Origin of the sequence: Actinopolymorpha sp. B11F2, from assembly GCF_040195635.1 — a bacterium.
In the GTDB taxonomy this organism is placed as follows: Bacteria; Actinomycetota; Actinomycetes; order Propionibacteriales; family Actinopolymorphaceae; genus Thermasporomyces.
On record NZ_JBEFTX010000028.1, the window covers coordinates 20,630 to 32,202 of the forward strand.

The 11,573-nt window shown below is 70.0% G+C and carries 7 protein-coding genes and 1 tRNA gene; 2 read left to right on the forward strand and 6 right to left on the reverse strand.

The window, feature by feature from the left end:
* Positions 1-169: 169 nt before the first annotated feature.
* From ABN034_RS32735 to ABN034_RS32750, 4 genes are all read right to left on the reverse strand, one after another.
* Positions 170-1,483, reverse strand: coding sequence for a homoserine dehydrogenase (locus tag ABN034_RS32735; protein ID WP_349694827.1), 1,314 nt, complete (start codon positions 1,481-1,483; stop codon positions 170-172).
* Positions 1,484-1,631: 148 nt separating this feature from the next.
* On the reverse strand, positions 1,632-3,035 hold the full coding sequence (gene lysA / locus ABN034_RS32740) for a diaminopimelate decarboxylase (RefSeq protein WP_349694828.1): 1,404 nt from the start codon (positions 3,033-3,035) through the stop codon (positions 1,632-1,634).
* A gap of 355 nt (positions 3,036-3,390) precedes the next feature.
* Positions 3,391-4,419 carry a class I SAM-dependent methyltransferase gene (locus ABN034_RS32745; protein ID WP_349694829.1) on the reverse strand — a complete coding sequence of 343 codons (1,029 nt, stop codon included), beginning with the start codon at positions 4,417-4,419 and terminating at the stop codon, positions 3,391-3,393.
* A gap of 1 nt (position 4,420) precedes the next feature.
* The gene (locus ABN034_RS32750; RefSeq protein WP_349694830.1) at positions 4,421-5,221 is read right to left on the reverse strand and encodes a hypothetical protein; all 801 of its coding nucleotides are present in this window, start codon (positions 5,219-5,221) and stop codon (positions 4,421-4,423) included.
* Positions 5,222-5,608: 387 nt separating this feature from the next.
* Here ABN034_RS32750 and ABN034_RS32755 point away from each other — a divergent pair, with 387 nt between their 5' ends.
* Entirely contained in the window at positions 5,609-7,777 is a 2,169-nt protein-coding gene (locus ABN034_RS32755) for a glycosyltransferase (RefSeq protein WP_349694831.1), read from the forward strand.
* Here ABN034_RS32755 and ABN034_RS32760 read toward each other — a convergent pair.
* Both ABN034_RS32760 and ABN034_RS32765 read right to left on the reverse strand, forming a co-directional pair.
* Positions 7,774-10,005: a glycosyltransferase family 4 protein gene (locus tag ABN034_RS32760; protein WP_349694832.1), complete on the reverse strand. Its 2,232-nt coding sequence runs from the start codon at positions 10,003-10,005 to the stop codon at positions 7,774-7,776. The genes ABN034_RS32755 and ABN034_RS32760 overlap by 4 nt on opposite strands.
* 126 nt (positions 10,006-10,131) lie before the next feature.
* Positions 10,132-10,974 (reverse strand): DALR anticodon-binding domain-containing protein, encoded by an 843-nt coding sequence (locus tag ABN034_RS32765; RefSeq protein ID WP_349694833.1) that lies wholly within the window; start codon positions 10,972-10,974, stop codon positions 10,132-10,134.
* A gap of 57 nt (positions 10,975-11,031) precedes the next feature.
* Here ABN034_RS32765 and ABN034_RS32770 point away from each other — a divergent pair.
* A tRNA-Arg gene (locus ABN034_RS32770) sits at positions 11,032-11,103 on the forward strand.
* Positions 11,104-11,573: the final 470 nt, after the last annotated feature.

Genomic DNA, 11,573 nt, shown 5'->3' on the forward strand with positions numbered 1-11,573 from the left:
CAGTCAGCCGTCCAGGCGACTCCGGGGCGGCCGCCTGTCCTGCAAATGACCACGCTAGGCATGCTCGCAGAACCCGGGCGAGGCATCGACACCTGGTAGGGGCACACCCGCATGGGCAGCGTGGTCATTGTCCCTGGCGCCGGCTCAGTCGTCGCCGCGCCCACGCCACTCACTCCTCGCCGAGGCCCTCGACGCGCATCACGCTGAGGACCTCGCGGACGACGCCGAGTTTCACCAGTTCATCGACGGTAGCGGCAAGCGCCCGGTCGGGCGCCTGGTGGGTCACCACGACGAGCTGCGCATCCGCGCCGCGGCCTTCCTGGCGTACGGTCTGGATCGAGACGCCCTGCTGGGCGAACGCGTCGGCGACGGCCGCCAGCACGCCCGCCTTGTCATCGACGTCGAGCGAGATGTGGTAGCGGGTCGGGGTCTCCCCCATCGGTCTCACGGCCAGCTGGGCGTAGGTCGACTCGCCCACCCCGGTGACCCCCTGCACGCGGTGGCGCGCGACGGCGACGAGATCGCCGAGGACGGCACTGGCCGTCGGCGCGCCACCCGCGCCCGACCCGTAGAACATCAGCTGCCCGGCGGCCGCGCTCTCGACGAAGACCGCGTTGTACGCCTCACGGACGCTGGCGAGCGGATGCGCCCGCGGGATCATCGCCGGGTGCACGCGGACGCCCAACTGGTCCCCACCCGGTGCCAGCTCCGCGATCGCCAGGAGCTTGACCACGCAGTCCATGGCCCGCGCGCTGGCGACGTCGGTGGCGGTCACCTCGGCGATGCCCTCCCGGTGGACGTCGGATGCGGTGACCCTCGTGTGGAACGCCAGACCGGCGAGGATCGCCGCCTTCGCCGCCGCGTCGAACCCCTCGACGTCGGCTGTCGGGTCGGCTTCGGCGTAGCCGAGTGCCTGGGCGTCCTCGAGCGCCTCCGCGAACCCGGCACCCTCGGCGTCCATCCGGTCGAGGATGTAGTTGGTGGTGCCGTTGACGATGCCGAGCACCCGCGTGACGCGGTCGCCGGCCAACGACTCCCGCAGCGGCCGGATCAGCGGGATCGCCGCGCCGACGGCGGCCTCGTAGTAGAGGTCGGCACCGTACTTCTGCGCGACGGAGAACAGCGAGGACCCGTCCTCGGCGAGCAGCGCCTTGTTGGCGGTGACGACGGAGGCACCGTGCTCCAGGGCGCCGAGGATGAGGGAGCGGGCGGGTTCGATGCCGCCGATCACCTCGACCACGAGATCGATGTCGGTACGCCTGACCAGCGCGGCCGCGTCCGTCGTGAACAGGCTCGGGTCCACCGGGACGTCACGCCGCCGCCCCGCCCGGCGGACCGCGATGCCGGCCAGTTCGAGCGGCGCGCCGACCCTGGCGGCGAGATCGTCCTGGTGCTCGGTCAGCAGCCGGACCACCTGGGTACCGACCACACCGCAGCCCAGGAGGGCCACCTTGAGGGGCTCACCTCGCCCGACGCCGTTCATCCGATCCGCAACCCTTCGCCCGTCTGCGCGTCTCGACCCGCCCGGTCAGGTGTCGGTGGCATTCGTCCGTCACCGCGCACCTTGACCACCCAAGTCTGGGTACCGCAGCAGATTCTTGCCTCCAGCGTCCGGCCTCCGAGACTATGTCTCACCACACGTCGAGTCGCAGGAGATCGTCCTCCGTCTCACGGCGTACGACAAGACGGGCCTCGCCCCCGCGGACGGCGACCACCGGCGGGCGCGGGACATGGTTGTAGGTGCTGGCCAGCGACCGGCAGTAGGCGCCCGTCGCCGGCACCGCCAGCAGGTCACCAGGGTGGACGTCGCCCGGAAGGAACGCGTCCTTGACGATGATGTCGCCGGCCTCGCAGTGCTTGCCGACGACCCGGCTGAGCACGGGCGGAGCGACCGAGCGCCGGGAGGCCAGCGTGCAGGAGTAGTCGGCGTCGTAGAGCGCCGAACGGATGTTGTCGCTCATGCCGCCGTCGACCGCGATGTAGGTACGCGAGGCCTTCGCGTCGAGCTCGACCACCTTCACCGTGCCCACCTCGTACAGCGTGAAGACGGCCGGACCGACGATCGCCCGTCCGGGCTCGATCGACAGCACCGGCCGGGTGGTGATCCCCGACGCCCGGCATTCGTGCTCGACGATCGCGCCCAGCTCCGCCGCCAGCTGTGCCGGCGGCTCCGGGTCGTCCTGGGTGGTGTAGGCGATGCCGAATCCGCCGCCCAGGCAGAGTTCGGCGAGCTCGACGCCATGGCGTTCGCGGACCTGCGCGTGCAGACCGACGACCCGGCGGGCGGCCACCTCGAAGCCCGAGGTGTCGAAGATCTGCGAGCCGATGTGGGAGTGCAGGCCGGCAAGCTCCAGGGCCGGCTCGGCAAGGACCCGCTCCACGGCGTGGGCGGCGTCGCCCCCGGCGAGTGAGAAGCCGAACTTCTGGTCCTCGTGGGCGGTCGCGATGTACTCGTGGGTGTGTGCTTCGACACCCACCTTGACCCTCACCAGGACGGACGCGCGGACGCCGCGGTCGGTGGCGAGCTTGGCGAGCCGGTCGATCTCGTCGTAGGAATCGACCACGATCCGGCCGACGCCCTCGTCGAGTGCGCGGGCCAGCTCGGACAGCGACTTGTTGTTCCCGTGCATCTTGATGCGTTCGGCAGGGAAGCCGGCGCGAAGCGCCGCGGCCAGCTCACCGCCGGTGCAGACGTCGAGCCGCAGCTCTTCCTCGGCGACCCAGCGCACGATCGCCGCACAGAGGAACGCCTTTGCGGCGTAGTAGACGTGCCAGCCGGAGAACCCGTCGCGGAACTCCCGGCAGCGGGCGCGGAAGTCGTCCTCGTCGATGACGTAGGCAGGCGTGCCGAACTCGCGGGCCAGCTCGGTGACGGCGACGCCCGCGACATCGAGGACGCCGGCGGAGGTCTTGGCCACGTTGCGGGGCCACAGGCCGGCGACGAGGCCGTCGGGGTCTTCGGGCGGACGCAGCCAGGCGGGTCCGCGGTGCCCGACCCCGGCATGGAGGGCACCGGCTTCATGCGCTCTACTCACGCCACCATCCTGGCGCGCCCGCCCTGGAAGCCGCAGCGGGGGTGGCGCCTCAGGCATTCGCCTGGCGCGCCCATCCCGGAAGCCGGCAGCGGGGTGACGCCTCAGGCATTCGCCTGGCGCGCCCATCCTGGAAGCCGGCAGCGGGGTGACGCCTCAGGCATTCGCCTGGCGCGCCCGTCCTGGAAGCCGGCAGCGGGGTGACGGCTCGGGGTACGTGGCCTGGTCAGCCAGGCGAACGACCACCAGCCGGGTGTCGACGCCCCCGCCGGGGGATCACAGGCATGCTCAGCGTGGTCATTCTCGCCCGGCTGGACTGGCGCTGCCGCGGCCGAGACCCCAGGCGGCGGTCCGACGATCAGGAGCCGGACGGCCGCCGACGGCGGAGCAGTGCGGCGTTCTTCTCCAGGGGTACCTCTTCGGCGGTGAAGTCCGGGCAGGTCCGCAGCCACTCCGCGAGGACCTCCTGCTCGTCCGTACGGATCATGTCGTCGAGCACGACCACGCCGTCCGGGTGCAGGTGGTCGGCGAGCAGCGGAAGCGCCGGCAGCCGGGCATGCTCACCCAGGATGCCTGGCGGACCGTCGACGAAGAGCAGATCGACGTCCTTCAGGTCTTTCCACGCATCGCGGGCGTACCACTGGAATTCCGCCTCGCCCACGCGCACGGGCTCCAGTGGGGCGTAGCGGACGTCCACCAGGCCGCCGAGCCCGTGCCCGTCCAGCCGGTCGCGCAGGTTGTCGACGAACTGCTGCTGGTGCTCGAGCGCGATCACCCGTCCCGGGATCTCGAACCGCCGCAGCACCATGGCGAACCACAGCGTCGAGGTGCCGCTGCCGCATTCGACGATGAGCGACGGCCGCGCGCGTTCGACGAGGTCGGCGAGAAGGAGCAGCAGGTCAGGTGAGGACGCCCAGCCGCGGGTCGGCGGCATCGGCCGGTCGACGCCGGCGACCGCGTAGATGTTCTGGAGCGCTTCGAGCTGGCGATAGGTGAGCAACAGGTCGACGGCGACACCGCGGCGGGTCCGGGTGATCACGTCGCTGGCGGTGTCCTTCAGGAGCTTGGACAGGACTGTGCGACTGGCAGTCGCATCGGCAACCGCGTCCAGCCGCTGCCTCGTGGCGGCGACGTCCTTGGTGGTCGTGACCTGGGCCTTCGCCATGCGGTCGAGCCGACGTAGGAGGGCGCGGTTCTGGAGCTGCAGGTGGAGCAGGCCGCCGAGGACCGGTCCGAACGCAAGGAGTACGGCGACGACCGGGGTCCCGGGCCGCGTGATGCTCGCGAATCCCGCCACCAGGACCACCCAGCTGCCCATCCCGAGCATCGGCCAGCGCACCGCCCGCAGAGGACCGTGGGACCTGACCTGTCGAAGTGTCACGTTCACGTCAACCGTCCAACCTCCGGCGGAGGTTCTTCCGCAGCTGCCAGTAGCGCACCGTCGCCGAGCCAAGCTTGGAGTCGCGGAGCCGGGCGTACCGGGTCTCCAGCGTTCTGTGCCGGCGTTCGAGGTCGCGATGCCGTTCTTCGGCCGCGATCCGCAGGCGTCGCTCGTCGGCGAGCTCCTTCGCCAACGTACGCAGGTGATGAAGCAGGGCCTTCTCGCTGTCCTCGCGGTCCCGCTTCGCCCGGTGGAGGGCGGATGACGCGGGCCTGCCCGCCCGCCCGGCCTGAGGCATCGCCAGCAAGGTCTGGGCCGCGGCCGTCAGCCGGCCCGCGATGTCAGCCCTCGTCTCCGCTGCGTTCGGCCGGCCCGCCCCACCGGCCGGGCGGAGGACGGCACAGGGATGACCGTCGAGGGTGGCAACGCCAAGCCACGCGAGCCCCGTGAGCACACCCGTGGCATCCGATCCGCCGGCGGCGGGCTCCAGGAGGATCACGACCCGGCCGTCCGGACGGACGTGCTCGCTGGCCCAGGCCGCGGCGAGGTCGCGGCGCACGGGCCCGAGCGCAGGGCCGTCGATGACCACGGTGTCGAAGCAGGTTCCGGCAAGCGCCTCCGCGTCGTGGAGGTCCCCGTCGCGCAAGACGCGCGCCCGGGTGAACGGCAGCATCAGGCTGGCCGATGCCGCCCGCGGTTCGGCCGTGATCACGAGTAGCGTGCGACGTGCCCAGTCCGCGTCGCCCATGTCGAGGAGCTCGACCGAGGCCGGGGAGCGATCCTCCGGGGCCAGTGTGATGTCAGCCACGCTCAACCTCCCGCGACTGGACGGAATGAGTGGCCGTGCGACCGGTGGGATGGTCTCCAGGGCCGCGGCCTTCTCAGACCGCACAGTCTTGCCATTAGTGAACACGCGCCATTGTGAACAGTCTCGCCTCGCCGAACGGTAGCTAAGCAGCTTACGGATATCTGGTCCTCGGACACGCCGACGAATTGGTAGCGTACGACCGCAAGCCCCGGACACACTCGGTCACCGCGCCTTCTTTGCACCCGCCCATTCGCGGCAGCACGTCGGCAGACATTCGAAGAATTGACCGAGAAACAAACCGGGGGGAAACACGTGGTGAACCACATGTCGCCGACAAGAGACGCCGACGCTTCCAGCGCGGCCACGCGACGCCCATGGCAACTGCCCATGGGCGAGCGTTCCGTCACCGAAGCGCTGGTCGATCAGTGGATTCGCGAACTCGGTGGGCGGCGCGACTCCCACGAGTCTGATTCGGCATCCGGCTCCGCGACCGAATCCGCTGCCGAGCCTCGCGGTGACGAGCCGGCCGGCCCCGGTCCCTACGCTGACGGCGTCAGCGTCGTCATCTCCTACCGCAGTGGCGACGATCTGGCCGGCTGTCTCGACTCGATCAGGGCGCAGACACTTTCGGTCGATTCCTTCGAGGTCATTGTCGTCGTCGAGGGCGCTCCAGGCGAACTCGACCGCGTACTCTCCGAATCGGCCGAGCAGCCACTGACCCTGAGGGCCGTCGAGCTCTCCGGGATCGGAGTCTTCTGCCACCGCGATATCGGCGTGGCGGCGGCGCGACGACCGTTCATCGCCTTCGTCGACGCCCGCGACCGGATCTCCCCCGGTTATCTCGAGTCTCTGCTCAAGCACGCCGACGACGAGACGATCCTGTTGGCCCCCGTGGTCCCAGTCGCGGGCGGCGACCCGCCGACCGTTGCCGAGGCGCTCATGTCCAGCGCGGGCACGCTGGTCCCAGCGGCCTTAGCCAAGCAGGTCGAACGCGATGCGACACCGAGATCCGCCCACGACGTCGTCTTCTTCATGGCGATGCTGGCAGACCACCGTTGCGGTGTCCGCGAGACGCTGGTCGCCGACGACGAGGCCACCTACCATCGGGCCGCCGCCTCCGCCGCCGAACCTTCCGACCCACCTGACTTCGAATCCGACGTCGTCGTACGCCTGGAGGTCATCGCCCAGCTCGACGCGCTCTCCCACGACTGCGACCCCGCGACCCTCGACCTGCTGTGCCGGCAGGTAGACGCGGAGGTCGACGTGGTCAACGCGTACCTGCGGCAGAATCCGGCAGCTCACCCACGCGTCGTCCACCTGCTCGACGAGTACGAGCTCGAGAACTTCCCGTACGAACGTCTCAACGCCGGGATGGCACGCGCCCTCGCCGTCGCCTACTGCTTCGCGCCGTACAACGACTCCAGCGCCGTGGTCATGGCCAAGCGGGTGCGCGACCGCGCCGACATCGTCGACGTCGTGTTCAACAGCATGGACAAGAACCGTGAGCGGGACCCGAGCCTGCGCCGGATCTGCGGACCGTACGTCGAGAACGAGCTCGCCATCGACAGCCCGACCTATTTCTCCAACTGGGCCGCCATCGAGGCGTTCTGCGCCGAGGGTCTCGCCAAGATCAGCGCGCTGGAACGCGCCAAGGGCACCTATGACCGGCTCTACAGCAGGGTGATGTGGCCGGCCTCGCACTTTCTCGCCGCTGCGTACAAGCTCAGGAATCCGGCGGTTGCCTGGACCGCGGAGTTCTCCGATCCGGCGGCGCGCGATGTCGCGGGCGCCGAACGACGGGCCCCCATCTCGCCGGGACCCCTCCTCGACATGGTGCAGTCAGAACTCAAGCGGAAGGACATTCCGCTGCTGGGATCGCGGAACTGCCTGGACTGGTGTGAGTACGTCGCCTACGCGTGTGCGGACTCGATCGTCTTCACCAACGAGAACCAGCGCGACTACATGCTGAGCTACTGCCCGATCCCCGAGGTCGCGGACATGGCCCGGGAGAAGTCCGTGATCTCGCCGCATCCGACGCTGGCTCCTGCGTTCTACTCGATGGTCCAGCACGCTTACGTGCTCGACCAGTCGGTGGTCAACCTCGCGTACTTCGGCAACTTCTACGCCACCCGGGGTTTGGGAGATGTGCTCCAGGCACTTGCCCGGCTCGAACCCGACGTCCGCGCCCGCCTTCGACTGCACGTCTTCACCAGCAAGCCGGCGGATCTGCAAGGTCATGTTGACGACCTACAGGTCGGCGACATCGTACGCAGCAACGGCTACGTACGGTTCCTCGCGTTCCTGAACCTCGCGACGAAGTTCGACTGCCTGATTGTCAACGACGCCTTGACGGCGGACAGCCATGAGCGCAATCCGTATCTCCCGTCGAAGTGGAGCGACTACACCGGGACCGGCCGGCCGGTATGGGGTCTGGTCGAGGCTGGTAGCCCGCTGAGTACCAGGCCGCTCACCTTCGCCTCACCCGTGGGCGATGTGGACGCCGCCGCCAGTGTGCTCCACGAACTCGCCTGCCGCCGGGGCAGTCCCCTCAGCTAGTGTCCTGCGCCCACATCACGCATGACTTGCGACGCCCCTCGCCTGACCGGCGCCATCTGGGAGACAGGACCCAGCAGAATCTCGCGGAACCGCGGTTCGACGACTGACCAGTCCAGGTGCGCGACCACGTGGTCGCGTGCGGCCTGTCCGGCCCTGTCTCTGGCGCCGTGGTCGGCGTACGCGAGGATCCGGGTCGCGGCTTCGTCGGGCGTCTCGACCACCCATTCCGCCGGGTAGATCCCGCGCGCGCCACCTGCGGATGCATACATCGGCCAGTCCCGGATGACCGGCACCGCTGCGGAGGCGGCGCCCTCGGTCGTACCCACCGGAAACCCCTCCCGCCGGCTGGCACTCAGGATGAACCCGGCGTCGCGCAACGCCTCGGGGAGATCGTCGGTGTAGGGGACGCGGTCCAGGGCGTCGCGGACGTCACCGTCCTCGGCGCGGGCCCGGAACCGGTCCCGGTAGCGCAGTGCGCCGCGGTGCTGCCGATCGGAGAAGTCGTGGCCGATGAGCCGCAGTCGCCAGCTCGGGTCGTGGCCACGCAGTTGGGCGAGCACTTCCAGCGCCCACAGGGGGTCCTTGACCTGTTGCGCCCACCCGACCATGGCCACCGTGCGTTCGGCGCCCGGGCGCTTGGGAAGGCCGAAGCGCCGCAACCGCATCTCGTTGGGGATCACGTGGATGCGTCCCGAGGCGGCGACGCCGGGGACGGCGCGCTCGACCAGGTGGCGGACGTGCTGGGCGACGAAGACCACATCGGACACCCGCGACCAGTCGATCAGGTGTGGCTGGGGCGAGATCGCCTCCAGGCTGTGCAGCCGGACCACGAGCCGGACGTGGGAAGGTGCGTGGAGGGCGACCCACTGCGCGGCGTTGTCACACCAGTCGACGAAGATCGTGTCCGGCCAGGCCAGGAGCTCCGCGTCTCGTTGCTCGAGCGGAGGAGGCGGCTCGCCGCGCGCGTCGTTCAGCCGGTCGGTCACCATCGTGAGGCGCTTCTTCCGCCGGTTCACGCCCGGTTCGCGCAGCGACAGGACCCGCAGGTCGGCGTCGTCGTAGCTCGCCAGAGTGCTGATGATCCCCTGGGTGAAGTGGGGATAGTCACCGGGTACGACGAGGATCCGGTGCGGACGCCTGCCCGTCGTTCGCCCCAGTGGCGGACGGGGTGAGGGACCACCGCTAAATCGCGCGTCGGCGGCACCGGGACCGTCTGCGTCGGCGAGCGCGCCCGACCGCGCCGCGAGCGCGCGGAACGTCAGCGACTCGTGCAGCGGCGCCAGGAACTCCTCGGGTGCCTCGACCAGCGGTGTGCTCAACGCGTCGGCATGCAGCTCACGGCTGAACATCGCGTCGGCGACGTCCAGGGCGAACGCGGCCGCGAGCCTCGTCCTGCCCGCGCGCAGGTGCTCGTCCGCGTGCCGCACCATCGCGCGTGCCGTCTCGTCCAGCTCGTCGGGGAGATCACCACGGGAGATCCGGACCATGACGAGCTCGAGCCTGATCCGGTCCCTGTCCAACGCGGAGAGCGGGAGGTCCAACGCCGACCGGCCGACTTCCTCGGTGGCATCCAGCGCCTCGTGCCGGCGTAGCGCCTTGGTGATCTCGACTGCCTTGGCAACGAAGGGACGGTGGCACAGGTGGCCCGGGTCCGTCGCCACCTTCCGCCACGCGGCGAGAACGGCCGCCTGCGGTGGTTGGTCGGCGGAGCGGGTGTGCAGCAACCGCTGCAACGGACGGACTCCGATCGCCCGGTCACGCAGTTCTGCGTACGTCCTGTCGCCGACGGCCGTGACGACGGCGTTCGTCCCATGGGTGCCCGCGTGCCGCGCGGCCCGAAGCGCATGCCGGTCGGCGGCGAGGATCACGTCGGCGTTGACAGCCGAACGGCGCAGCCACGGGTCGTACTTCGCCAGTAACCAGGCCCTTCGGGACGGTCCGCCGATGCGGACGCCTGCGCGTACGACCGCATTCCGCAGGACGACCCTTGCCCACGCGGCCGAACCCCGGCGTGGAGCGACACCCGCCCGGCGCCCGGTGAGACTCGTGCGCAGCTGCCGGATCTCGGCGACGCGTAGCGCCTCCCGCACATCGTTCGGGATGGCGTGCCTGGGAGTGACCGCGAGGGCCACGCGTACGGTGCATCCGGACGAGGTGAAGTCGCCGGCGATCCGGGCGAGCCCGTCGGCGCTCGAACTGGGGCTGCCGATGACGAGAATGTCGGTCACCTGTCATCCTCCGACCCGGGACGCTCGGCCAGGACACACCATCCGGCGAACAATAGCGATCAGCTCGGATCATCGGCGCGCGCCGACATACCTTGCGCTATCTGGGGTCACGACGGTGCACAGGCGTCACCAGTGCGTCGGCGCGTCGAGGCCGCACAGGCCCAGCGCGTCCGCAAGCACGATCCGGGTGGCGTCCACGACCAGCAGCCGGGTGCGGTGGCTCGGCGACGGCTCCTCCGGGCCCTTCGGCAGGATCCCGCCCGCGTCCTCGAACCCTTCGACGAGGCGGAGGACCTCATTGAGGTACCGGTCGAGTGGGCGTTGGGACGTGCGTTCCGGTCGGCCCGCCCGCCCGCTCCGGGCGACCACGGCCGGGAACTCCGCGAGTGCGCACACCAGCGGGCGGATGCGTTCGGTGGTCATCCGGGCGGAGTCATGGTCGGGATCGAGGTCGTGGTCGGGATCGAGGTCGCGGTCGAGGCGGGCAGGATCGACCTCGATCCCCAACGCCACGGCCGCGCGGAGAAAACCGCACATGCGCGCGTGGGCGTACCGCATCTCATCCGCCAGCGCAGGTGACGGGACGTACCGTGGAATGGTGGCCGGGTCTTCCGGGCCCGGATGATCCTTTCGCGCGTACGCCTGCCCCGCCACCACGATTTCGCGCACGATGTCTGCCAATGCGCGGGCGTCGACCCGAATGTTGACGAAGCCGTCGCCTGCCACCTCGCACTCGGCAACCCCCTCGACGTCGCGCAACCGGGCAGCGAGCCGCTCGGCAAGCGCCGCAGTGGGGATACCGGTCATAGCGGACCAGCGCCGGGCGGCGGGTGTGGCGAAGTCGCCGTACGTGACGCGGCCCGGTCGCCGGATCCATGCCGCCGGAGTGGCGTCGGGGAACTCGGTCGTTGGCGGGACGACCTCGGCTATCGCCGTACGGATCGCGGCGGCCAGCCGGGCGGGAAACACCGCGCCAGCCTAGTCGGGGCGCGAGCCAGGCTCCCTGATAACCTTTCTCCGCCCCGGGCCCCCGTAGCTCAGGGGATAGAGCAACGGCCTCCGGAGCCGTGTGCGCAGGTTCGAATCCTGCCGGGGGCGCACCGTCGTGATCAGCCAAAACTGGCCTCTGACCTGGGGAAACGCACCACCGTCGCGCCGGCAAAGTGTCTCACCAGAACTCACCGCGGCTCACTGTTGCCCGCTAGGTGTGGACCGTGCTCCTGCCATGCCCTTCAGCTCAGAACAAGATGCGAAGCTCGAACTCTACCGAACTGCGCTCTGTCACTATCAAGGCGCCGCTGACGCGGCGCGCCGCCTGGCTGCCGCCCTTGCGGGCGGCGCGGGGCGCCGTCCTCGGGCTCGCCGGGCGGCAGACGAACACGCGGCCTGATTCATAGTCAGGGGCTCCGCCCCCAACACCCCGGCCCTCCCTCCGAGAGAGGCACGATCAAGCTCGGGTCAGGGGTCGTCGGGTTTCTCTCTCGTCGATCGAGCACCGAAGGCATACCCGGAACCTGGACAAGGGTGCAAGGCCAAGCCGCAAGGGTCTCCGATGTCGAGCCTTGCAC